This window comes from Sphingomonas sp. AX6 (assembly GCF_902506605.1).
In the GTDB taxonomy this organism is placed as follows: Bacteria; Pseudomonadota; Alphaproteobacteria; order Sphingomonadales; family Sphingomonadaceae; genus Sphingomonas.
In genome coordinates, this window is record NZ_LR733979.1 from 618,437 (window position 1) to 640,787 (window position 22,351).

21 protein-coding genes are annotated in these 22,351 nt (G+C 61.2%); 15 read left to right on the forward strand and 6 right to left on the reverse strand.

Annotated features, from left to right (window positions below; genetic code table 11):
* Positions 1-454 precede the first annotated feature (454 nt).
* Both ENHY17A_RS03045 and ENHY17A_RS03050 read left to right on the forward strand, forming a co-directional pair.
* Complete coding sequence (locus tag ENHY17A_RS03045) at positions 455-1,945, forward strand: ATPase domain-containing protein (RefSeq protein ID WP_236547714.1); 1,491 nt, start codon at positions 455-457, stop codon at positions 1,943-1,945.
* On the forward strand, positions 1,942-3,951 hold the full coding sequence (locus ENHY17A_RS03050) for a hybrid sensor histidine kinase/response regulator (RefSeq protein WP_236547715.1): 2,010 nt from the start codon (positions 1,942-1,944) through the stop codon (positions 3,949-3,951). The genes ENHY17A_RS03045 and ENHY17A_RS03050 overlap by 4 nt, the downstream gene beginning before the upstream one ends.
* A 130-nt stretch (positions 3,952-4,081) precedes the next feature.
* Here ENHY17A_RS03050 and ENHY17A_RS03055 read toward each other — a convergent pair whose 3' ends face one another.
* A complete protein-coding gene (locus ENHY17A_RS03055; protein WP_159709956.1) occupies positions 4,082-4,306 on the reverse strand; it encodes a DUF3072 domain-containing protein in 225 nt (74 codons plus the stop codon).
* Between the two features lie 215 nt (positions 4,307-4,521).
* Here ENHY17A_RS03055 and ENHY17A_RS03060 point away from each other — a divergent pair, with 215 nt between their 5' ends.
* The 13 genes from ENHY17A_RS03060 to ENHY17A_RS03115 all read left to right on the forward strand — a co-directional run bounded on the left by ENHY17A_RS03060 (position 4,522) and on the right by ENHY17A_RS03115 (position 16,971).
* On the forward strand, positions 4,522-5,295 hold the full coding sequence (locus ENHY17A_RS03060) for an alpha/beta fold hydrolase (protein WP_159709958.1): 774 nt from the start codon (positions 4,522-4,524) through the stop codon (positions 5,293-5,295).
* Positions 5,296-5,618: 323 nt separating this feature from the next.
* Positions 5,619-6,245 (forward strand): response regulator transcription factor, encoded by a 627-nt coding sequence (locus ENHY17A_RS03065; protein WP_159709960.1) that lies wholly within the window; start codon positions 5,619-5,621, stop codon positions 6,243-6,245.
* A gap of 145 nt (positions 6,246-6,390) precedes the next feature.
* Entirely contained in the window at positions 6,391-6,996 is a 606-nt protein-coding gene (locus ENHY17A_RS03070) for a hypothetical protein (RefSeq protein ID WP_236547716.1), read from the forward strand.
* A 114-nt stretch (positions 6,997-7,110) separates the two neighbouring features.
* Positions 7,111-7,425 carry a hypothetical protein gene (locus tag ENHY17A_RS14680; protein WP_236547717.1) on the forward strand — a complete coding sequence of 105 codons (315 nt, stop codon included), beginning with the start codon at positions 7,111-7,113 and terminating at the stop codon, positions 7,423-7,425.
* Entirely contained in the window at positions 7,422-8,459 is a 1,038-nt protein-coding gene (locus tag ENHY17A_RS03075) for a hypothetical protein (RefSeq protein ID WP_236547718.1), read from the forward strand. Before ENHY17A_RS14680 ends, ENHY17A_RS03075 begins: the two co-directional genes overlap by 4 nt.
* A 171-nt stretch (positions 8,460-8,630) precedes the next feature.
* Positions 8,631-9,188, forward strand: a complete 558-nt coding sequence (locus ENHY17A_RS03080) for a hypothetical protein (RefSeq protein WP_159709966.1) — start codon at positions 8,631-8,633, stop codon at positions 9,186-9,188.
* Positions 9,189-9,517: 329 nt separating this feature from the next.
* Positions 9,518-10,276 (forward strand): fimbria/pilus periplasmic chaperone, encoded by a 759-nt coding sequence (locus ENHY17A_RS03085; protein WP_159709968.1) that lies wholly within the window; start codon positions 9,518-9,520, stop codon positions 10,274-10,276.
* 15 nt (positions 10,277-10,291) lie between these two features.
* Positions 10,292-12,781: a fimbrial biogenesis outer membrane usher protein gene (locus ENHY17A_RS03090; RefSeq protein WP_159709970.1), complete on the forward strand. Its 2,490-nt coding sequence runs from the start codon at positions 10,292-10,294 to the stop codon at positions 12,779-12,781.
* Positions 12,782-12,851: 70 nt separating this feature from the next.
* A complete protein-coding gene (locus tag ENHY17A_RS03095; RefSeq protein WP_236547719.1) occupies positions 12,852-14,999 on the forward strand; it encodes an ATP-binding protein in 2,148 nt (715 codons plus the stop codon).
* Positions 14,996-15,361, forward strand: coding sequence for a response regulator (locus ENHY17A_RS03100; RefSeq protein WP_159709974.1), 366 nt, complete (start codon positions 14,996-14,998; stop codon positions 15,359-15,361). The genes ENHY17A_RS03095 and ENHY17A_RS03100 overlap by 4 nt, the downstream gene beginning before the upstream one ends.
* Positions 15,358-15,645, forward strand: coding sequence for an Hpt domain-containing protein (locus ENHY17A_RS03105; protein WP_159709976.1), 288 nt, complete (start codon positions 15,358-15,360; stop codon positions 15,643-15,645). The genes ENHY17A_RS03100 and ENHY17A_RS03105 overlap by 4 nt, the downstream gene beginning before the upstream one ends.
* Before the next feature lie 252 nt (positions 15,646-15,897).
* Positions 15,898-16,527, forward strand: a complete 630-nt coding sequence (locus ENHY17A_RS03110) for a response regulator (protein ID WP_159709978.1) — start codon at positions 15,898-15,900, stop codon at positions 16,525-16,527.
* Positions 16,528-16,656: 129 nt separating this feature from the next.
* Complete coding sequence (locus tag ENHY17A_RS03115) at positions 16,657-16,971, forward strand: hypothetical protein (protein ID WP_159709980.1); 315 nt, start codon at positions 16,657-16,659, stop codon at positions 16,969-16,971.
* Between the two features lie 32 nt (positions 16,972-17,003).
* Here the strand turns inward: ENHY17A_RS03115 and ENHY17A_RS03120 are convergent, their stop codons facing one another.
* From ENHY17A_RS03120 to ENHY17A_RS03140, 5 genes are read right to left on the reverse strand one after another with little or no spacing between them, the layout of a single operon-like run.
* The gene (locus ENHY17A_RS03120; RefSeq protein WP_159709982.1) at positions 17,004-17,936 is read right to left on the reverse strand and encodes a Csu type fimbrial protein; all 933 of its coding nucleotides are present in this window, start codon (positions 17,934-17,936) and stop codon (positions 17,004-17,006) included.
* Positions 17,927-20,188 (reverse strand): fimbria/pilus outer membrane usher protein, encoded by a 2,262-nt coding sequence (locus tag ENHY17A_RS03125; protein WP_159709984.1) that lies wholly within the window; start codon positions 20,186-20,188, stop codon positions 17,927-17,929. The genes ENHY17A_RS03120 and ENHY17A_RS03125 overlap by 10 nt, the downstream gene beginning before the upstream one ends.
* A gap of 16 nt (positions 20,189-20,204) precedes the next feature.
* Positions 20,205-20,915 (reverse strand): fimbrial biogenesis chaperone, encoded by a 711-nt coding sequence (locus ENHY17A_RS03130; protein ID WP_159709986.1) that lies wholly within the window; start codon positions 20,913-20,915, stop codon positions 20,205-20,207.
* Between the two features lie 14 nt (positions 20,916-20,929).
* Positions 20,930-21,427, reverse strand: a complete 498-nt coding sequence (locus tag ENHY17A_RS03135) for a Csu type fimbrial protein (RefSeq protein WP_159709988.1) — start codon at positions 21,425-21,427, stop codon at positions 20,930-20,932.
* 7 nt (positions 21,428-21,434) lie between these two features.
* Positions 21,435-21,971: a Csu type fimbrial protein gene (locus ENHY17A_RS03140; protein ID WP_159709990.1), complete on the reverse strand. Its 537-nt coding sequence runs from the start codon at positions 21,969-21,971 to the stop codon at positions 21,435-21,437.
* Between the last annotated feature and the right edge of the window lie 380 nt (positions 21,972-22,351).

Sequence of the window (22,351 nt, forward strand, 5' to 3'; positions counted from 1 at the left end):
CTCCATAGTGGCGGTAGCAGTCAGCCGGGGCAATCGTTCGCTGCCGGGACGTCAAACACATTCCCCATTTGTCGACCGCGGAGGATGGCTTCGTAACGTTGCGGATCCATGCCGATTGCAAAGCGCCCCAGGAATTCTCAATTCAAACTCTGAAACTTGCTGTTGAGGCGCAGCTTGTGTTTGCAAACAGTTGCCCGCATGCCGTGCAACCGACGTCACGTGCACGCCTTCTCAGCAGAAAGGTCGCACAGCGCCTAACGACACTGGCAGCAATCAACGCGGTCGGAACTGCTCAGGCTTGCCACTTCGCGTCGTCCCTTTGGGCGTTTAAGTGGTTGCAATTCCAAGCCAGTCTATCGCTTTTTCTTCTGTTGATCTAATCGGACGGTCGTATGCCGTCGTGATAAGCAATTGCGCGAGGTAAGATGCCGACCCCTATCGCGGGAGATGATCTGTGACAAAGCATGACGTGGCCACACAGGCGGAGACTGGGATTGGCGGGCTGGACGATGTGCTCGGAGGCGGTTTCGAACGCGGCCGCGTCTATCTGCTCGAAGGGAGCCCCGGCACTGGCAAGACCACCATCGCCCTCCAGTTCCTAATGACCGGGGCGGCACTCGGCGAAAAGTGCCTCTACGTCACCTTATCCGAGACCGAAGACGAACTGCACATGACGGCCAAGTCGCATGGCTGGACACTGGACGGGCTCGACATTTTCGAACTGGTGCCGCCTGAAAGCTTGCTGGACGACGACCAGCAACAGAGTCTGCTTTATTCGTCCGACCTTGAACTGGGGGAAGCGACCAAGCGCATCTTTGAGAATTTCGAGCGCGTAAAGCCTTCGCGCGTAGTCATCGACAGCCTATCCGAAATCCGCCTGCTCGCGCAAAGCTCGCTACGGTATCGGCGTCAGATCCTGGCGCTGAAGCATTATTTCGCGCGTAGCGGTGCGACGGTGTTGATGCTCGACGACATGACCACCGAGGTCAATGACAAGACCGTGCATTCGGTCGCGCACGGCGTAGTCCGGCTGGAGGAGCTTGCCCCCGAATATGGCGCGGAGCGGCGGCGGATGCGGGTCGTCAAATATCGTGGGCGGCGGTTCCGGGGCGGCTATCACGACATCGCCATCCACACTGGCGGGGTAAAGATTTTCCCGCGCTTGATTTCGGCTGAGCATCACAAGGAATATGACCGGCAAGTTTTGAGCACCGATACGCCGGAACTTGATTCCTTGCTCGGTGGCGGTGTCGAACGTGGGTCGGGCGTATTGTTGCTTGGTCCCGCTGGCACCGGCAAGTCGCTGCTCGCGCTGACCTTCGTTAAGACCGCGGTGGCACGTGGTGAGCGCGCGGCAATGTTCGTGTTTGACGAAGAAATTGGATTGCTAACCCAGCGTGCGCTTGGGCTGGACATCGATTTGAAGGCGATGATTGCCTCCGGCAACCTGGTTCTGGAACAGGTTGATGCGGCGGAATTGACCCCTGGCGAGTTTTCGGCGCGGGTGCGCGAATGTGTGGAGGCGCACGGCGCGCGCACGATCGTCATCGACAGCCTGAACGGCTATCAGGCAGCGATGCCAGGCGAAGGGGCGCTGATCCTGCACATCCACGAGCTGTTGCAATATCTCAACCGGCGCGGCGCGACGACGTTTCTGACGGTGGCGCAGCACGGACTCGTCGGTGACATGAAGTCGCCGGTCGATGTCACCTACCTTGCCGATACGGTCATACTCTTGAGATATTTTGAGGCGGTGGGGCGCGTCCGAAGGGCAATCTCGGTCGTTAAGAAACGCATGAGCGCCCACGAAGATTCGATCCGGGAATATCAGATCAACAGCCAGGGTATACGCCTCGGCCCACCGCTTACCGGTTTCCAAGGTATCCTGCGTGGGGTGCCCGAACTGATCGAACCTGTCGCATTGCTGGGCTCCGGCCCTGCGTGAAACGCACGACGCTCTCCGAACGGGCTCTGATCCTCGCACCTCGCGGCAGGGACGCCGCGATCGCAGCGGTCATATTAGGCGAAGCTGGCGTCGAAACGCACATCTGCACTTCTCTACCTGCTCTGATCGAGGAACTAAATGCCGGGGCAGGCTTCGCGCTGTTCACTGAGGAAGCGCTGATCAACGCTGACCTCCGGCCGTTCGTCGATTGGCTGGCCGACCAACAGGAATGGTCGGACATGCCGATCATCCTCCTGACCAATCGCGGCGGTGGCCTGGAACGCAATCCGGCGGCGACCCGACATCTTGAGACGCTCGGCAATGTGACGTTTTTGGAGCGGCCCTTCCACCCGACGACCTTGGTTAGCCTGGCACGATCGGCGCTGCGCGGTCGCCGTCGGCAATATGAAGCCCGTACCCGCCTGGTCGAACTGCGCGAAAGCGAGGCGCGTTATGCGACGCTGTTTGACACGATGGACGAAGGGTTCTGCGTCATCCGCTTCGTCGATGGCCCCCATGGCCCGTTGAGCGATTATGTCCACGTCCAGGCCAACAGCGCCTATGCGCGCCATGCCGGGATCGAGAATGTCGTCGGCCAGCGTGTCCGCGAAATGGTCCCTGAAGAGGCGGCATCGTGGGTCGAACGATATCGCGGCGTGCTTATGACTGGCGAGCCGATCCGTTTTGAGCAGGAACTGGTTGCGACCGGCCGTCATCTCGAGCTGTCAGCGTTTCGAGTCGAACCGGAGGGAAGCGACGAGGTCGCCGTGTTCTTTCAGGATGTGACCCAGCGCAAGCGTGCCGAAATTGCGCTGCGCGATCTTAACGAAACACTTGAGCGACGTATCGATGCAGCGGTCGCCGAGCGACAGGCTGCCGCCGAGCAGCTGCACGAGGCCCAGAAGCTTGAGACGATCGGGCAATTGACGGGTGGCGTTGCGCACGACGTCAACAATCTGCTCACCCCCATCACTGGTGCGCTAGACCTGCTCAGCCGTCGTTACGCGGATCAAGATCCTCGCATGGGGCGCCTGATCGATGGAGCGCTTCAATCGGCGGAACGCGCGCGATTACTGGTCAGCCGTTTGCTCGGTTTCGCGCGGCGACAAGTGCTGGAAACGAAAGCGACCGATGTCTGTGCATTGGTCGACGGGGTTCAGGACTTGGTCACGAGTTCAATCGGGCCCGCGATCAAACTTCAGATCGAATGCCCTGATACCTTGCCCGCTGCGATGGCGGATCCCAACCAGCTTGAGCTGGCGATCCTCAATCTCTGCGTCAATGCGCGTGATGCGATGCCGGACGGTGGTACCCTGACGATATCGGCGTCGTGCGTGTCGAGCGACGACTCAAACGCCGATGGTCTGAAGGCGGGACGCTATATCAGCCTCGCAGTCCGCGATACCGGCACAGGCATGGATGCCAATACGCTCGCTCGGGCGGTCGAGCCATTCTACTCTACCAAGGAAGTTGGCAAGGGGACGGGCCTCGGCCTTTCAATGGTCCACGGCCTGGCGGGTCAATTAGGCGGCGCGTTCACCCTGGAAAGCGAAGTCGGTCGCGGCACGCAGGCCCGGTTCTATCTGCCGGTAGCAGATGAGCTGGCACCCCAATCTGTGCAGCATTCAGGCGGCGACGTTCCTGATACCAGACCGCTGCGCATCCTTCTGGTAGACGACGAAGAGCTCGTCCGAGCAGGTACAGCTGAAATGCTCCGCGAGCTCGGACATTCCGTTCGAGATGTTAGCGGCGGTACGCAGGCGTTGAGCGAATTATCTGCCGGACTGGAAATTGATTTGGTGGTTACGGATTACATGATGCCCGGGATGAACGGCGCGATGCTAGCCAAGCGTGTTGCCGCTCAAGATCCTGATATGCCAGTCCTAGTCATCACGGGATATGCCGGCGGCGATCTGAACATTGGCCTTCCCCAACTTACAAAGCCGTTCCGCCAGCCCGAGCTAGCGCAAGCCCTGCACCGCGTGATCCATCCTCAAGCAGCATAGATCGACATCTGATCGATTGATTTTATGGCACGGGGCTGCGCCAGCAGTCTTGGTCTCCCGTGCCTTGCAACACAAAACCGACGTTTGAGGCAGAATGGCAATAGGCCGGCTCGATCTGCGTACAGCCTTGTTAGTTGCGCCCTAGCTGCTCTTTCAATTCGTCGATGTGTTGTGATGCTTCCGCCTTGGTAAGGTCATTTGGCGGCGCTGGATCGCCTGACTCTTCCGCCAACGTGGTTAAATAACTCGCCTGCGCTCCGGTCATCGGCTCGTCACCGGAGACCCAGTCCTTTGGGTCCTTCTCAGCATTTGACGCAGGGTGGGCATCCAATTTGGGATTGTGAAGGTCAGTCATAGCATTGCTCCGTTCTTTCTATGTTCTAAATGCCGGTTGGGGTCGGTTGTTCCGAAGCCGAGAACGAACTTTCACATCGAATTCACAACGCAGCTGTGGGCACGCTCCCTGACGCAGGACCGTAAAGCACTGTCATCATAGCGGAGGGCCCCTCGGGCATATGGACCCAGCTCGTTGTTCCGACTGTTAAGGGCACCAACGAAACGGAGTCCCACATGCATCAGATAGCTCAGGGCAGCGGCAAGCCGCTACTTCTCATCCACGGGCTGGGAAGCAGCTGGCGGGCTTGGCGACCCATCTTGGATGATCTGGCAGCGGAACGATCGGTCATCGCCATCGATCTGCCGGGCCACGGTGCGACACCTGCCGAACCGGACAGCGGTACGTTCGAGGGGCTGGTCGGTAGCGTTGAGCGCTACCTGGCAAACAACGACCTTATCGGCGTCGATGTTGTAGGCAGCTCGATGGGGGCCCGGATCGTGCTGGAGCTGGCACGGCGGGGCAAGGTGGGCAACGTCGTGGCGCTCGATCCCGGCGGCTTCTGGCGCGGTTGGGAGCGTCCGTTCTTTCGCATTACTATCGGCCTGTCTGCGCGGCTATTGCATGCTTTGCGAGCGCGCTTGCCAGCAATCAGCAGGAGTGCAGCGGCACGCACAGCCTTGCTGGCTCAGCTTTCCGCAAAGCCTTCAGCCCTGTCGCCCGAATTGGTGTGCACGGAACTGACCGGGATCACCGATACGCCAACATTCGATGCCCTTGTCAGCGACCTTGCCGATGGCCCCGAGCAGCAAGGCCCTGCCGCCGATCCCATGAAGCGGATCGTGATCGGTTGGGGAAGACATGACCGATTATGCCTGCCCCGGCAGGCGGCTCGGGCGATGGCTGCATTCCCTACGGCGACGCTCCACTGGTTCGAACACAGCGGCCATTTTCCGATGTGGGATATGCCCCGCGAAGCGACGGCGGTTATCTTGGAGGCGACAAGCTAAGGCGACAGTCGCTTCATGCGGCGGTGGCGCGCGGTGGCAAATCGCCAGGCGCGATTGCGTCGTCGCGCCCGGTAGTCTTACGCCTGGGCCGTTTGGTCGAATTACGGTTCGTGAGGCGGCGGAAACGTCTCATTTGGAATGGCAAATGTGCCTCTGAATGAGAAGTTTAAAATGCAAAGAGGATTAGATCGAAAATGAGGGATCGACGTGACGCTGCCGGTGTCCCGTGTAGGCCGAGGATAATTATTTGTTAACGCGTAGCGCGCATGTTCCGCAAACCGGAGAAGACACGATCCTAATCGATCGCGTTACACAGCGTTGAAATGACCAGAGTGCTTTTGGCGGAAGACGATCCGCTCACCCTTGCCGGTATCGAGATACTTCTCGACAAGACCAATTTCGACATCGTTGCGACGGTGGGCACCGGAACTGCGGCGTTGGATGCCTTGCCGAGTGCGCGTCCGGATATGCTCATTCTGGACAATGGAATGCCTGAGCGCACTGGGCTCGACGTCCTACGAACATTGCGTAACCGGGGCGACAATCGCCCGGTCATCCTGCTGACCGGGGGAATTAACGATCTCGCGTCCCGCGAAGCCATGCAGCTTGGCGTCAACGGCATCGTCATAAAATCGACAGCGCCGCGCGATCTACTGACCTGTCTGGACGTGGTTTCTCAAGGTCGGCGATGGCTGGATCAGGAGGTGATGCAGCGCGCGATGGACTTGGCGATGTCGCCCGATGCAGTTCGCGATCCAATGGAGATACTGAGCAGTCGCGAACGTGCGGTGGCGACATTGGTCCAGCGCGGTCTGCGCAACAAGGAAATCGCTGACGAACTGGGCCTGACGGAGGGCACGGTGAAGGTGCATCTGCACAAGGTTTTCGACAAGCTCTCCATCCGGAGCAGAGCCGAACTCATCCTCCTTTCCAAAGGCCAACAGGCCTAGGCTTTCGAGCTACCTATATCGAACGTAATAGGTAAATTCTGCCGTTGGTAATCATTCTTCGTGCCACCTGTTGAATGGTGCACATCGACCGAGGGGTGCATCTGCATGTCTTGCTGGCGGCATCTGACCGCTCTCGACAAGGCGGATGATGACACGGTTACACACGCTCGGACTGGCGATTTTGATGGCGCTCTGCGCTATCATTCAGCCTGCGCGTGCCCAGGTCACCGCCTACGCCACTGGCCAAGGATCAGTGAACAGCATCGATGTCGCCGTGGAAGTGCGCGCTTCGGTGCGCAGCCGTTGCGGTTTTGCGGCTGGCGGTGCGCCAGCCGGGAATATCGATCAGGCCGATTTCGATCAAAGCGGTTTTACGAAGGATTTTGCGATCCAGCTCAACTGCACCGGTGCATCGCGAATTGCAGTCTCCTCGACCAATGGCGGGATGGCGACCCAAACTGTAGGCGGCACGGGATATGGGACCAAGGCCCCCTATCAGGTCGCGCTACGGATGGTGGCGGACAATGGTACCAGTGTTGCAGCCATGTGCGAGGCCGCAACGATCGGCGACGGAAGCTGCTCGTTCGCCGGCATGGCAAGCACCGCCACCGGCCTCCGTTTGGCTGGTGCATCGACCAAAGCCAATGGCTCTTACCTCCGCGTCAGCGCACCGAGCTATTCTGGCAGCGCGCCGCTGGTCGCCGGACGTTACACCGACACCCTGTCGATTACCGTCAGCGTAACCCCTTAAGGCGCCGCTAGGTATTTCATATGAGGCTTTATTCACTCGGAACGGGCTATGCCATGTCCCGTAATGATGCGCAGCCTTCCACTTCGCTTGCCAAGCTTGTGCCATACGGTGCGGATGACCGGCGCAGCGATGTTGGCGCTTCCGCTGCTCGCGAGCCCTGCTCAAGCGAATTCGGATGCCCAAGTCGGCGTGCACGGCCATGTCGCACCCCGCTGCTGGGTGGCAAACCCGGCAACCCGCCAAGCACCTTCGGAAATGCCGGGATCGACAATTGCGGCAATCTGCAATCAGGCGACACCGATGATTCAAACGACGATGCGCGCGCTCGACACCGACGACACCATGGCAGTCCGCACCGAGGCGGCTGGAACTTCCCCGCAATTCGGTGGTCGCGCCGCAAGGGAGATCACGATATCCCCTCAACCATGAGGGTAGTTTCTACTTTTGTTGGTGCCGCGGTTTTCCTGTTGTCCATTGCCTGTGCATCGTCCGCAAACGCACAGGCCCAGATTTCGTCCGTCTGTGGCGTCACCGGCAGCGCAACCGCGCCGACGACGATAACCTACGATCCGTTTTCAGCAGCGGGCCTTTCGGAAGTGACCATACCGCTCGTGCTCCGTCGCAATCGAGGTCTGGTTCTTGGCCGTACAAATGAAGTCAGTCTGGTGTTGGTCGCGCCCTCCGGCACGCCGCCGCTCGACATCACCTATCGCGGCTTTCGCGTTCTTTACGCCGAAGGTGCCACCGCCGGGCGTCCACGATCCCTCGACTCGCGCGATAATGGCGCAGGAGCAGCGGGCGAGATACGCTATAATTTCGGCAACCTGTTCTCCGCGGACGTGTCCGCGCCATTGAATCTTCGGGTGACCGTACCGCCGGGATCCGACCTGTCCGCTGGCGAGCCGATCATTCTGGACATTCTATATATCTGCTCTGGCGAGCTCGGCATTGGCAGCGTGACGACGCCGATGCGCGATACAGCGTCGGTTCGAATCAACGTCAACACCGTCAGCGCGCTTCAGGCATTCTATGCAGGCTCGGCGCTGGACTTTGGGGAAGTCGGCGATCTCACGACTGCGACCGTTCTGGCGGCGCCTGATCGTTACACCACGCCATCCGCCAATTCGCTCCGGGTTCGCAGTTCGGGTCCGTTCGAAGTCCGGATGCGGTCGCAGAACGATTTTCGCCTGACATATCCGGGAGGCAACCTGTCCGACCCCGCTCAGGTCATTCGGTACAGCGCACGGTTTCTGGGACAGGAGATCACGTCGAACGCATCGTTCGGGACACGCACCTGCGCGCGAGCGGGGATAACGGGTGCGGCGGGGACCTTGCCGTTGCGCGCGACGCTGAAGGAAGGCGGGGCAACCAAGACGCCGGCACCCAATTATGGCGACACGATCAGCATCACCTTCACACCGGTCGTCACTGCTTCGGCGGCGACCAACTGCACTGCAATTTAGGCATCACGCCGCGGGTGTGAGAGATATCCGCTATATCCTCCGGTATAATGCTTCACTCCCGAAGATAGCATCGCTTTTTGCCGCACGCTAAATGTGACCGGGCAATATTTCCGGCCATATCCAGGTCATCGGGGCATGGCGCTCCAACGTAATTCCACCTGGAGACTTGAAGTGAAAAAGCTGGTTCTTTCCGCCCTGATGCTCGGTTCGGTCCTCGCAGCAGCCCCGGCATTCGCCCAGGCAAATGGTTCGGTCGACGTGACCGGCACCGTGTCGGCGCGCTGCTCGGCGGTCACCCCCATCAGTGGGAGCATCACGCTGGGCGAACTGGCAAAGGCTGATGGAACCATCGATGCTGCTTTCTCGGGTAACACCGGTGGGCTCAGCCGCAACTTCACCATCAAATGCAACGGCAGCAATCCGAAGGTGTCGGTAGAAGCGAAGCCGCTGGTAAATGCCGCTGCGACCAACTCGCCCAACGGCTACACCAACACTGTCCACTACACCGCAACGGTGGTTGCGATGGGGGCGAAGGGTGGAACGGCCAGTGTCGCCGATCAGTCGATCAGTTCGGGTGCTACCTCGGGCCAAGTCGGCGATCGCCTGGCGGCAGTGGCGAACAACATCGCACTGACCATCGGCACCGGCGTTACCAGCGAATCGACCGCGATCCTCGATGCGGGTACCTATGCAGGCAAGGTCGAAATCACGGTTGCACCGACAGCCTGATCGAGCGACCCCCGGCAAGTTTCATGTTGGACCTGCCGGGGTCAACCTTCGCGCCCGACGAACGGACAAGACCTTGGATCGCTGACCGCCGAACTTCGCGTTCGCACGTTCGGTGCAGGCCTTTCGGAATTCGCTCAGCTAAACTTCCTATACGCTGAATGAGAGCGGCAAACAGAGAGGCAAGGGCAGGAAATCGTAAAGGTTCTGCTGCCAAGGTGACGTCTGTGCGGGCTGTTCGGAAAGCGCCGGCCTTGGCGTGAGCAGCCCATTCGTCCATTATCGGGCGATGCCCGCCCGGTAACAGGCGCGCACGTGTTGGAGTCTGTGTTTTGAAACTGCAGCGTAGATCTGTCATCGCCGCCCTGGCCGCATCGGCCGCTGTGTTGGGGATTTCGACTGCGGTCTATGCCATGACCGTGCAACCCGTTGTAATCGATCTGACCACGTCGGGCCGCGGCATGAGCCAGACGATCACCGTGGAAAATACCTTCGACCGGCCACTTCCGGTAGAACTCCGGGTCGAATCGCTTGATCTTGTTGCCGACGGTGTCCGGCCAACCGGTCGCGACACGGGTGAGCTTGCGTTTTTCCCGCCCCAGGCACTCATTCAGCCCGGCCAGCGCCAAAATTTCCGCGTACAATATGTTGGTGAGCCTGCGCTGGCACGCAGCAAGCACTATTTCATCACCGTCGCGCAATTGCCTGTCGATACCAGCGACACCCAGTCGAACATCCAGCTTCTCTATAATTTCCAGGTGCTGGTCAGCGTCTCGCCTGATGGCGTAAAGCCCGCGCTTTCCATTGCCTCGGCGGAAATCGGGAAAGATGCCGAAGGTGCCGCCGCGCCGGTCATCACCGTTTCCAACGCTTCTGCGGCGCATGGCTATCTCTCACGGGGACGCGTGCGCGTAACTCAGTTCGCGCCCGATGGCCGTCAGCTATTCAATCAGCAGATCGCGGGGCCGGAACTTCAGCAGACGATCGGCTATGGCCTGATCGGCGGAGGACAAACGCGCCGCATCGTGCTTCCCGTGAAGCTGCCGCGGACCGATGGGCGGATCGAAGCACAGTTCACGCCCGAGGGCTGAGACATCGCGCGCCGCATGAAACCCCGTATTGTAGCAGGGGCGCTGCTTCTCTGTGCACTCATCGGGCCGCTATCCGCGAGCGCACAAATTGCCGACCAAGCCCAGTCAAAGGTTATCATCGATCCCGGGACGGACGGGTCGCAGATCAATCCGACAGGCCGCGCGATCATACTCACGACGCCGGTCATGGACGGCCAAGCATATCTGGGGGACGCGACCGTTACGCTCGACCCGTCCGGCCAAGCCAGCTTTTCCGGAAGTCGACTGATCGCGCTACTGGAGCCCCGAATTGCTGCACCCCTGATTACGCGCTTGCGCGACAGGTTGGCCGAGCGCGGCCTGATCGACCGAACGGACCTTCAGAGCGTCGGCGTCGGCATCCGATACGATGCTCAGTCACTGCAAGTGATGCTGGACATCGCTGCGCCGAGCCGCGCGAGCAGAACCGTGGAACTAAAAGACGGCGCATCGCGGGCCTCGGCCACCTATATCGCGCCCGCAGATTTCAGTGCCTATCTCAATATCCGCGGTTCGCTCGACTGGGTGCAGCAGGGCAGCGAGCAGGGTTTGGCAGCGCCAATCACCTTTCTCGACGGTGCGATCCGCGCAGGTGGCGTCGTGGTCGAGGGTGAAGCCAATTGGCAGGCGGGCGCGATCGGCCCCGATTTCCAGCGGCGAGGGACGCGGGCGGTATATGACGATCGCCGTAACCTGGTCCGTTGGACCGGCGGCGATCTTCAGACGTTGGCACGAGGTTTCCAGTCTGCACCAGAGATTGCCGGGCTTTCGGTCTCGCGCTTCTACTCGCTGATCGATCCCCAGACGATCATTCGACCACGCGGCAGCCGCAGCTTTAAGCTTGAGCGACGCTCGACTGTCGAGGTTCGTATCAACGACCAGCTCGTTCGACGATTGGAACTCGATCCGGGCACGTTCGACCTGACCGATTTCCCCTTCACGCAAGGGGCAAACGACGTGCGACTGACCGTCACCGACGATACCGGGCGCACCCAGTCCTTCGACTTTGATATCTTCCTCGACCAATCTCAACTTGCCGCCGGGCTTAGCGAATTTGGTGTTTATGCAGGTACGCTCGCACCGCTTGGTCGGACCGGTCCAGTCTACAGCGACGACCCCGCGTTCAGCGGCTTTTATCGGCGCGGGATCAGCGACCAATTGACGCTTGGCGCCAATGCCCAGGCAGACCGACGGGGATGGATGGGCGGGGTGGAGACCGTGATAGGCACGCCGATCGGCGCGTTCGGTGGCTTCGCTTCGGCCTCACACGTCAATGGTGTGGGATCGGGTTGGGCGTCGATCCTGACGTTTCAACGCACCATCAATCGTTCGGAGCTTGGTGCCGACGCCTTGTCGTTTTCGATCGAAACGCGCAGCCGCGACTTCGCACCGATCGGCACAGCCTCTCCTTTCAACCCCTATGCGCTCATCGCAGGTGCCAGCTACAACACGACGATCAGCGAGGCAGTCTATGCCGGGCTCGATTTTCGCTATTCACGTGGACGCGACAACGAGCCTGACGTTGGCAGCGTTCGCGCGAGCGGCGGATGGCGAATTAATCCGCTGCTCAACTTCACGGGCGATCTTTCCTACGAGCGCGACGGCAGAGGTAGTCGCGTCGCTGCCTTCCTGTCGCTGACCCTGAGGCTCGATCGTGCATCCAGCATACGCGCGGACTATGACAGCCGCTTCAACCGGGCTCGCATGACGTACCAGACCTATCGCGGTTCGGGGACCGGTGCCTATAATCTGAGCGCTGATGTGGAACGCAGCGATCTGGGCGTGGGCGCAAACGCCAGCGGCGTGTATTACACCAATCGTGCCGAGCTCGGGTTCAGTCATTTCGGAACATTTGATCGGAATCTGTCGGGATCGACCAGCCAGCGAAGCTCGCTGAGGTTCGGCACTGCGCTGGCGGTGGCCGATGGCAGCGTTTCGATGGGACGCCCGATCCAAGACGGTTTTGCCATCGTCCGTCGGCATGCTTCGCTCGGCGACACCGACATTCTGATCGACGAGAGTGGTGGAAGTTCCACGGCCAATACCGGCATGCTGGGCACCGCGCTCCAATCGAGCCTCAGTAGCTATAGCGAGCGCAATCTTCAGGTCACAGCGCCCGATGCAGATCTCGGCGTCGATCTGGGCGACGGCTCGTACCGGCTTCTGCCGCCCTATCGCGCCGGATACCGGCTGACGGTGGGCTCGGATTACAGGATCAGCGTCGTCGGTCGCCTGACCAACGCCAACGGCGAACCTATCTCGCTCGTCGCAGGAACGGCGATTGAACTGGCGCAGCCCGAACGAGAGCCGGTTCCGTTGTTCACCAATGCAGCGGGTCGATTTGGCGCTACTGGTCTGGCGCCTGGCCGTTGGCGCATTACTCTGGCCGACCGCGACAAGACGAGCTTCGATCTATTGATATCGGACGCCGCCGAAAATACGATCGCCGTCGGTGATCTACGCCCGGCACAATATTGGACGCCTTAAACGGAAATTCGGTAGCGACACCATGGCGATAAGACTTGAGATCTAAGTCATCCCCCGCCACAATTCGACGATGATAAAGCGCAAGAGCTACGACCGTTTGCCTTGGCTTCTGGCCGTGTTGCTCGTGATTGCCATTCCCGTGTCATTGCTGGGGGTGAATGCCATCCTGGCGCGCGAATTTGACGCCAGTGAACGCTATGCAGCGGCAGTGTCGAGATCGTTCGAAACGCGCGAGCAATTGCGGCTTTTATTGTCGCTCCATCAGGACGCCGAAACGGGCCAGCGCGGATTTGCGTTGACTGCAAATCCCGCGTTTCTCGAACCGTACACGTTGGCCCGGGGTCGCATCGACGGCACGTTTCAACGATTGGGATCACTGCTCGGCAACGATTTGGGAACGCAAAAGTCGACCACCGCGCTCCGGGCTGCCTCCCGCGCCAAGCTTGAGATCGTCGATCGCGATGTTGCGCTCGCCAAGGCCGGGGAGATTGGCCAAGCCCAGGCGTTGATCGCGACGGGCGAAGGACGCAGGCGGATGGACGCCCTGCGCACAATGGTTGCCGCGATGGACGCGGCCGAAGGCGAGCAACTGGCTGAGCAAACTGCGGCATCGAACCAATCGCGAAAAACACTTCAACAAACCGCCCTTGCTTTGAACGCTGCACTGATCGTGTTGCTGGCGCTCGCCGGGTTCGCGATCATGCGGGCGCTTCGCGGTCGGGCACGCGCAGTGGATCAGGCTCGAGATCAGGCTGCGCGACAGGCAGCCGTATTTGACGGCGCCAAAGACGCCATGATCACGATCAATCCGTCGGGGAGCATAGAGACGCTTAATCCCGCTGCCGCCCGACTGTTCGGCCATGCCTCCGATGATTTGCTACGGCGCGACGTCGGCATTTTGTTTGAGGTCGCACCTGATCGGGGGCGCGTGGAAACGTTCCTAAAACGGCTTCAGGCCAGATCGTCCTTGCAGAACGGGCGTGCGGAGGAATTCTGGGCAAAACGGCAGGACGGATCAACGTTTCTTGCCGACGTCACGATCAGTCCTGTGCCGCTTGTCGACGGCTATCGCTATCTCGCGGTGTTGCGCGACGTCACCGAGCGAAAACAGGTCGAGCGAATGAAGACGGAGTTCGTCTCCACCGTCAGTCACGAACTGCGCACCCCGCTGACGTCGATCGCAGGATCGCTGGGGCTGTTGTCGGGTGGCGCGGCAGGGACGCTGCCCGAACGCGCGGGACGACTGGTCGATATTGCGTATAATAATTGCCAGCGGCTGGTGCGGCTGATCAACGATATTCTTGATATCGAAAAGATTGAATCGGGTCAGATGCGGTTCGACAATCGCCCCGTCGACCTGGTCACTGCAACGGAAAGCTGCGTTCAGGCCAATACCGGCTTTGCCGAAGCACATCGCGTGACGATGGCCGTTGCGTCATTCGCGGGCGATGCGACGGTCATCGCCGATCCGGACCGATTGACGCAAATCGTGACCAATTTGCTGTCCAATGCGATCAAATTTTCGCCAGCAGGGGGCGTGGTCGATGTCGAGATATTGCCCCTGGACCGGCGGTTTCGCCTGACCGTCGCCGATCGTGGTCCGGGCATTCCGGCGGAGTTTCGCGACCGTATTTTTGCCAAGTTTGCTCAGGCCGATTCATCGGACACGCGTAGCAAAGGTGGGACAGGCCTGGGTCTTTCGATCGTTCGTGAATTGGCCTTGCGGATGGGCGGATCGGTGATGTTCGAGGATCGCGAGGGGGGCGGCACGGTGTTCAGCGTTGATCTTCCCGCCGGGGAGACGACGATTGACGGAGAATTGAAACTTAAACCCGTTGCCACGATGGTCGGGCTGCCAATCATTCTTCATGTCGATGACGATCCAGACATGCTCCGCGTCGTTTCGGCAAACTTCGAGGGGCGGGCCGATATCCGATCAGCGAAGACCGTTGAGGCTGCACGCAGCCTGATCCGCGTCCAGCATTTCGACGCCGCTATTCTGGATATCGGGATGGCTGACGGATCTGGGCTCGATCTGTTGCCACTGCTGCGCGAAAAGCTACCGGCGGCGCCGGTTGTGGTATTCACGGCCCAGGATCCGGATTCCGACCTGGATGGAGCGGTCGAAGCCTTGTTCGTCAAGTCGCGCGCCAGTCTGGACAGGCTGGTCTCCCGAACGTTGGAACTCTGCGGCGCGAAGGACGCTGACCCTGTATGACCCGCATACTTTACATCGACGACGAAGCCGACATCCGGGAAATAGCGGCACTGTCGCTCGAACTCGAAGGCGATCTCGACGTTCGTTGCTGTGCATCGGGCGCAGAGGGAATTGTCGTGGCGCGCCAATGGCAACCCACGTTGATTTTGCTCGACGTCATGATGCCGCAAATGGACGGGCCGACGACATACGCGGCTTTGGCAGATGATCCGGCGACGGCGTCGATCCCCGTCGTCTTTATCACGGCGCGAACCCAATCCGCGGATGTCGACGCTTTAAAGGCTTTGGGCGCGCGGGGCGTAATCGCCAAGCCGTTCGATCCAATGGCGCTGGGCGGCCAGGTGAAGGCGTTGATTGAATGAACGACGTCGAGGCGCGGATGGCCGCGTTACGCCGTCGGTTTGCAGACTCGGCTGATCAACATTCAATTGCGCTACGCGCGGCGTTTCAAATCGATGATCGGGACCGTGTGTCGGAAATCGCACATCATCTCGCCGGTGCGGCAGGCATTTTCGGTCAGCCGGTTTTGGGGAACTGCGGAGCGCAACTTGAACAAGCAATAGACGCGGGCGCGGATGGCGTAGCGCTTGAGGCGTTTGTCGATGCTGTTTTAGCAGCGCTCAATCAGATGGCTCGATCGCGCTGACGAACGGTGGGAACCGATCGAGCGTTTGAAAACGAGCATGCGCATGAAATTCTGAGGTAGGCCCGGTCCTGCCAACGCTTCGCAGATCGCACGGCGCGATTTACGCAACCGGTAATGACAGCATGCGTGCAAAATTAGACGAAAGTCTAATTTCTTGGCCGTGATATTGGACATCGTGTGTCAAATCGGCGATGCTCGACACAGGAATAAGCAACAGTAATCGAACGACTTGAGCGCCGAGGGGACGACGCCATGCCGAACATGATACTGATCGCCGACGATCATCCGTTGACCTGCGAGGGGCTGGCAATGGCCGCGCGGCTGGCGGTTCCCGGCGCAATCGTTCATTTCGCTGGGACCATCGCGGAAGCCGAGCAACGCGTCGATGCCATTGGCAGTTATCAGTTGATCCTGCTCGACCTGATGCTACCCGATACAACCGGGTTTTCGGGCCTGCTCAGGTTGCAGTTCGCCGACCCGGATGCGCGCATCGCGGTGATCACCGCACGCCAGGAACCCGCCCTTGCGACCCAGGCCCGCGAATTGGGAGCGGTTGCCTTTCTTCGCAAATCCGAGCCAATCGACGCACTGGCAGCGCACATTCGAAACATCGTCGCCGGTGTGGCTGTATTTCCGCCCGACCTGCCGATCGCAAAGAACAGCATGCGCGACCGGATCGCCCAGCTGTCCGAGGCCCAGCGCCGCGTGTTGTTCGCGCTTGCCGATGGGCGTTCGAACAAGCAGATCGCCTATGACCTGGGCATCACCGAGGCGACGGTGAAAGCGCATCTGACTGCAATTTTCCGCGGACTTAATGTCTACAACCGAGCCCAGGCACTGGTTGCGCTGCAACCGCTCCTCGGGTCGATCGGCGACGAGTAGCGCCTGCTTCGACCAATAAGTCATCGCTCGAGTCAGACATTGGTCTTAGATTCGCGTCAAACTGTGCGCACAAGCGAACTCAGGTAAGACGAATGGGAGATCGTTGTTGGGAAACAGCGAGAGCCCATCATGCCCGAAATCGAAGCCGACCGGCAGCACCTCCATTTCCTGCTCGATCACATGCAACAAGTGCTCGATCACGCCGATGCCGCTTCGGGATCTGTGCTTGCGCAATTGCGCTGGGAGCTCGCACGTCGGCTATTCCCGTATTTGACGGTAGACGGCTTGCGAAACCCGTGCCGCAAGGCAAGCTGCGGCGTCCTTCTGGAGAGGGTACGCGGACATTTCAAAACCTGGGACAGCAGCAGGATCGATCGCGACTGGCCGGCTTATCGCCGAGAGGCGCGCGGACTGGTCCAGTCGCTAAGGCTACATCTCGGCTAATCCCCAAGCCGCAATACGCTGGGGTACCTATTTCAGAATGTAACGACCACGCTGACAGTGTCGGAATAGCTGCCCGCAGGCGGCGTCGGCTGGTTTACATCGATGCGCGCGCGATAGGTGAAGGGCTGGTTGGCAACCGTACTGCCCGTGCCCGGCGCTGCTGACACGAGGGGGTTGCTCTCGTCCCAGATCGTGCTGCCGTCGCTCCGATACAGATTGTATCGCAGGACGTTGCCGCCCGGCCCGCGCATCGCCCGCCACGGACGCGCACTACCATTGCCGCCGCTGGTCATCGACACGGCGTAGCTACTTCCCCTGGTACAGGCGACCATCACCGATTGGCTGATCTCGGCGAATTGACGCACCAATGAGGCGCTTCCGAAATCGAGCGGCGGGGCGGCGATGCGGCAATCTGCCGCAACCGTGATCGTCACATTGATCACCGCGATTCCGGTGCCGGTTTCCGACAGGATGCAAATGCCCGCCAGATTGACCAGCCGACACATGTTCCAATTCCACTGGACGGTCAGCGTGTCGCTATAAACGCCGGCCGCGACATTGGCGTTGCCCTGAATGGCGGCATGGAACACCGGCTGTAAATTGCTGCCGTTCAGTAATCCGATAAGGTCGCCCGAAAAATAATCGATCGTGCCGCCTTGCGTGAAGTTGCGCGTGCCGGTGGCGTTGGCGCTCAATCGGTACGGGATCAGGTCGCCCGTCGTGCCGCCCAGCCGGAAATTGCGCGCGCTGGTCACGGTCGCGCGGGCAGAATTGCCGCTCAGCAGCACGATCGGGGTACCGGTGCACGACAGGCCGCCCGGCCCGCTGGTCCCCGCGACGCTGCCGGATTGCACCGCGTAGGAACCGGTCGCGCCAAAACCGAGCGTGCCCCCGCCTACCGTGCAAGCGGCCTGCGCGATACCAGGAAACAGGATCGCGGCGATGATCGCAAAGATCAGACGCATGGTACGCCCCCGATATGGTCTAGGCCCTTACGTACTTCCGGCATGGTCACCGACACGCGGCACGATCCACCATCCTGGCGCGTGACGGAGAAGGCGAGCGAGGCGGGCGCATCACCGACGAACAGCACACCGTCCCAGCCGATGGACAGTACCTGCCCGCCCAGATCGGCAATGCTGCCCGCCGGGATGGCGCTGCCCTGCGCATCGACCAGGCCCAGCGTGACGCTGGCGGTGCGGTGGATCGGCATTCGGATGACCGCGCCAGATCCTTCGACGATCGCGACCCGCCGCTCGACCACGCTTGGCGACAGATCGGCATCAAGGCCGATCGGGTCGATCGAATAGCGCGCGGCGTGATAAGGTGCGACGCGCGGCACGAACACATGGCCGCGCCGGTTGGTCACGCCGACGATCTGATTTTCATAGCGGACCGGTACCCCGGCAACGCCTTCGGTGGAGACGAGCGCGAACGCGCTGCTGGTGCCGTTGGCCAGATGCACGCCACCGTCCATCACGATCACCGAGCCCGATACGCCCATCAGACCGATGGCCCGGTTTCCGGAGAAGGCGACGCCCGCATTTGCCTGAGCCGACTGGCCACGCGCGGTGAGGGTCGCTTGCCCCTGGTGGAAGCCACCGGCATCGGCGGCGATCCCGGCGTTGATGCCGATCCCCCCCGCATAGGGAACCGCGCTGCCATATTCGGCGTGAACCTGCGCCCGATCGCGCCCTGCCCGTCGTGCGCCGACACTGATACTCGCGCCGCCCAGCGCCATCGACACGCGAACCTGAAGCCCGAGTCGACGCCGGTCGATATCGTAATCCACACCCGCAAAACCCGCGACGCGCGATCCCAACGGCAACGACCAAGACGCCGTCGCCAGCCGTGCCCGTGGGCCTTGGGCGGGCCGCACATCCAGATAGCCGAGCCCGACATTGCCCCATCGTTCGAAATTGCCGCTGGCAAAGACGCGCGTGCTGTTACCACCGACGGCTAGCGCGCGCGCGTCAAGATCGGCGATCGACCGGAAATCTCGCGATGCGCGGCGATGATCCGCCGATAGCGACCAGCGCCGCGCGATATAGCTGTATCCGGCGGACCATAGATGCCCCGTCCCTGCGTCCGCGCGTCCCAGCGTCACATTGGCGTGGACGGTACCGAACAGGCCCGGCATCCACGCCGCGCCGATACCGGCGGCGGCGCTGCGTGTGCTGGCTTCGCCGTGCCCCTCGATCGTCAGCCGGTCATTCAACCCGTGTCGAACGAAACCGCTGGCGGCGACCATGCCGTAATCGAAGCTCGACTGGCCATAACGGCGGCGTACCAGCCCGGTTTCCAGTCCGAAATCGGTCAGCCCGCGCGCCAGCAGATCGGGCGCAACGTAAAATGGGATATCGGTCGCAATCTGGCGTCCGACCGCATCGGTGGTCACGATCCGTGCATTGCCGGCGCCGGTCACCACCGGCAGATCCTCGATCACGAAGCGCCCGGGGTCGACCGCGCGCTGCTGCTGTCGCTGGCCGTCAATGAACAGATCGACCGCCGACGGCACCGCAGCCTCGCCTGCGAAACGGGGCAGCGGCATGGTGATCAGGTCAGGCCGAATGCGCCACGCGCGACCGATCTGGATGCCCCCCATCCGGTACGCGCGCGTCCAGTTCAGCCCGCCCGAAATCAGGTCGCCCGCCACCAGATGCAACGCACGTTCCGCGTCCACGCGCCGGAAATGAGTGTCGTAGCGCAGATAGGCGGTCGGACCGTTACCGAAGCGCAGCACGCCATTGTTCGACAGGCTTCCGCCCGACGAAAACCAGCGCTGCTCGGTCCACAGGCCGCCGCCCACATGGCTGCCGCCGACCTGGACGTTCAGATCATAGCTGAACGCCAGGCCAGTGCCGCTTTCTGCTATGATGCGTGCAGTCGCGACGCTCGCGTGATGCGCAATAGGCAAAAGGGTGATGGCTACCGTCAGCGACAGGCGTTGGCCTAGCGGATCGTAATCGGCGGTGAAGCGTGAGTCATGCGCGACGTCGGTGCGCCCATCGCCTTCGATCGCGATGCCCGCTGCCATCAGCGCCGCATTGGGCACCCACAGCGCGTCGCTAATCGATTCGATCTCCACCAGCTCGGGATGGGCGCGACCGTTGACGACGAGCTCGACGAACAACGGCGTCCCGGCACCCTGCGCCGATGCGACCAGTGGCGACAGCAGCGCGCACCAGCTCAACAACAGGGCAAGGAGACGGATCATGGCCGTGGATACGCAGTCAGATTGCGGGCGTGAGCACGACCGAATGGCCGTTGACGCCCGCGCGCAGCACCGATGCCGGGGCCAGCGTATCGGGCAACGCCCAGCGCATCGTCGCGCCGGGCAGGACATAGCCGACCAGCCCCGACTGCACCGGCGATACCGCGCCGCGTTGTTCAAGGGTCAGGTCGGTCAGGCGCGCATGTCCGTTGCCGGTGTTGCGCACGACCAGCCAGCGCTTCCCGTCCTCGATCATGACGCGCGAATCGAGCGCAGGCTTGGCGGTGTCACGCGCTGCGTCGTAAGCGAACAATGGCAACGAATAGCGCATCTGGACGTCCAGCCGCGCGCTGACGGCGCCGGTTTCGCTGCGCGGGCGCGGCAGTTCATCGATAATCAGGCGATAGGCGCGCTCGCCGCTGGCCGCCGGGCCGCGTCGGATGACGCGCACCAACTGGCGTTCGCCCGGTGCGACCGTGGCAATCGGCGGGCTGGCGACGATCGCCGATTGATCGACATGCGCATCGGTGCCGCTCGACTGGTCCCAGCCGAAGCTGCGCAATTGCAGCGTGACCGGGTCTGCGCCCTTGTTCTCAAGCCAGATCGCGGTCGCCTGTTCACCCTGTTCGATCCTGGGATCGACCGGCCAGATCACGACGGCGGATTGCGCCAGCGCAGGCGCGGGCAGCAGAAGGAGCGCGGCCAGGACCGCGCGCGACAGCGAGTTCATCGTCAATGTTCCTTTTACCAGGTAACCGTGACGCGCACGGTGTCGGTGTAGAGCCCGGCGGCGTGCGCACCGGTCAGGGTCGCGCGACCCTTAAGCGCCAATCGCTGCGCGCTGCCGCCGACCGGAAAGCTGAGCGCGACGGACTGGCTTCCCCAGACCGTCGCCCCGCTTCCGACCAGCAGACGATACCCGATACGGTTGGTGCCATTGCCCAGCCGACGCTCCCCGCCCGCAGCATGGTCGCCCAAGTCCGCCGACACATTGGCAGTGGCGCCCGGCGTGCATTCGATCGCGATCCCGGTGCCGCTGCGGGACAGCAGATCGGCCTCTACGCTCTGGCTGGCAGTTCCCGGCACGGTACCGAAATCGATCCGCCCCAGCGCCCCGCCACCATCGATTGCGACTGCGCAACCGTTCACGACGCGAGCTGACACGGTGAAGTCGGCATGGGTCTGCGCCTGGGCCCGCACGGCCAAGGTCGCGACCGCAACCGAGAGCAGAACCAGGCGCATGACCGGCTTACCAGCTCAGCGTGATCTGAACCGTGTCGGCATAGCTGCCTGCAGGCAGAATGCCCCCGCTGTTGGTCGCGCGAGCATAGATCGGCACGACGATCGCGGCACTGCTCGCCGCACCCAGCGCTAGGCTGCGCCCGATGCCGATTTCGTCATTACGCGCCGCATTGGTGTAGAGCCGATACGGCACCGCGCTGCTCCCCGACACCATCTGCCGCACGCCCGCTTGGTCGTTGGCACCCGCGCCGATCGTAAGTGCTGGCGTAGCGCCCGGCGAACACCGAACAGCCAGTGCTCCCAGCGCACCGACCAGTTCGCCATCCACCGCGGAAAAGGTGCCGGGCTGATCGGTGAAGTGGATGTCGCCCGTACGCCCCAGATCGGTCTGAAGCGCGGTCGCGTCATTCACAACACAGGCATTGGTGATGTTGAGCCGAACGCCGATCGTGCCGGTCGCCGACTGAGCGTTTGCTGGTACCGCTGACAATAGGATGGTGGCCGGAGCCGAGATGGCGAATGCTTTAAACAAAGAAATAAACATGGTTGGTCCCCCGCAATCTACGAGCCACCAGATTGCCGCACCGGGTAAACGAAACCTTTCATCATCGGTTTGACCGTGATCTGGTTCGACCTAAGTCTATAAATTGCACTACCTGGTGAGGGACATCTCAATCTTTTTGGGCACTGCTCGTGCCGAGTTTTTACAACGCAGCAGACTGCACGGCGACTGTACAAACACGGACTTGCGTTGCGAGCTTTTGCAACTTTCGTCTTCGACAAAAACTTACGGTCGCCGCCACCAAGTCCATATTTCCATTGCTTAGGTTGGGGTCTGGCCTAGTTTCAATCACGGAAAATCAAAATTCTCCAATGATTTGAGTGCCCAGCTTTGTCCTCTGTGGGGCACCAGAGCCTGTTCCA